Origin of the sequence: Xenorhabdus indica (assembly GCF_014467235.1) — a bacterium.
Lineage (GTDB): Bacteria > Pseudomonadota > Gammaproteobacteria > Enterobacterales > Enterobacteriaceae > Xenorhabdus > Xenorhabdus indica.
In genome coordinates this window covers 1-755 of record NZ_NKHP01000102.1, presented here as the reverse complement: position 1 = coordinate 755, position 755 = coordinate 1, and the positions used below count along the sequence as shown (strand labels likewise).

2 protein-coding genes are annotated in these 755 nt (G+C 39.9%); one reads left to right on the top strand and one right to left on the bottom strand.

Features of this window, described 5'->3' with window-relative positions; all coding sequences use genetic code 11:
• The first annotated feature begins 88 nt into the window (after nucleotides 1-88).
• Nucleotides 89-367: a helix-turn-helix transcriptional regulator gene (locus Xind_RS19675; RefSeq protein WP_187650960.1), complete on the top strand. Its 279-nt coding sequence runs from the start codon at nucleotides 89-91 to the stop codon at nucleotides 365-367.
• Between the two features lie 177 nt (nucleotides 368-544).
• Here the strand turns inward: Xind_RS19675 and Xind_RS19670 are convergent, their stop codons facing one another.
• Nucleotides 545-724, bottom strand: coding sequence for a YlcI/YnfO family protein (locus Xind_RS19670; protein ID WP_099122890.1), 180 nt, complete (start codon nucleotides 722-724; stop codon nucleotides 545-547).
• Nucleotides 725-755 lie beyond the last annotated feature (31 nt).

Sequence of the window (755 nt, the reverse complement as noted above, 5' to 3'; positions counted from 1 at the left end):
ACGTAACAAATGTGGCTTTCTTTCGTAATAATTTCTGTTAAGTAAAATACCCTCACAAAAACAATTAAACAGTGAGGGTAACATAATCATGCAATACAGTACTCCTACACCAGAAGAACGCCGTTCTATCCTTTCCGAATATGGCGAACCTTATGAGCGTCTTATCCGTGAAAAAGAACGTCAGCACATCACCTCTATTTCCAGAACGTCAGCATGGAAATTGGAAAATGAAGGTCGCTTCCCTGCCCGTAAGCCACTAGGCCGTAACTCCTGTGCTTGGTTGCTTAGTGACCTGCTGCATTGGGTGCGTAATCCGCCCACAGTAGAAAACGTGAATAACCCATATAGCCGCAAATCTACCAATTAAATAATAACGTCATAAAAAATTAACTGCCTTAATTGGCAGCGGCCAAATTCACCCTAAAAGCAGCTTAATTTCGGGAATAATTGATGTGATGGTAGATATTAGTTATAGAAATTCTTTGATACTTAATAACCATCAATTTGAGAGACAACCCTCTTTAAGAGGGTTAATTGATGATTCTTACTCAGATGATACTTTGGTTTTACGTTGGCGGCGTTTGATTTCACCCGACATAGCCGAAATTATGAATTGCGCAGTGCTTTCGCCTTCTTCTTTAAATTTTTCCATTGAATCAACAAGCTCATGCGGTACACGAGCTTCTAATTTTTTTGACTTTGCGTTTACTGCTTTCGTTGCCATATCTGCATCCATTAGTAGTTGGTGGCTGACA

What these genes read in the sequence shown, in the direction of transcription:
- Xind_RS19675 (WP_187650960.1), top strand. Translation starts at nt 89, where the DNA reads ATGCAATACAGTACTCCTACACCAGAAGAACGCCGTTCTATCCTTTCC.
- Xind_RS19670 (WP_099122890.1), bottom strand. Translation starts at nt 724, where the DNA reads ATGGCAACGAAAGCAGTAAACGCAAAGTCAAAAAAATTAGAAGCTCGT.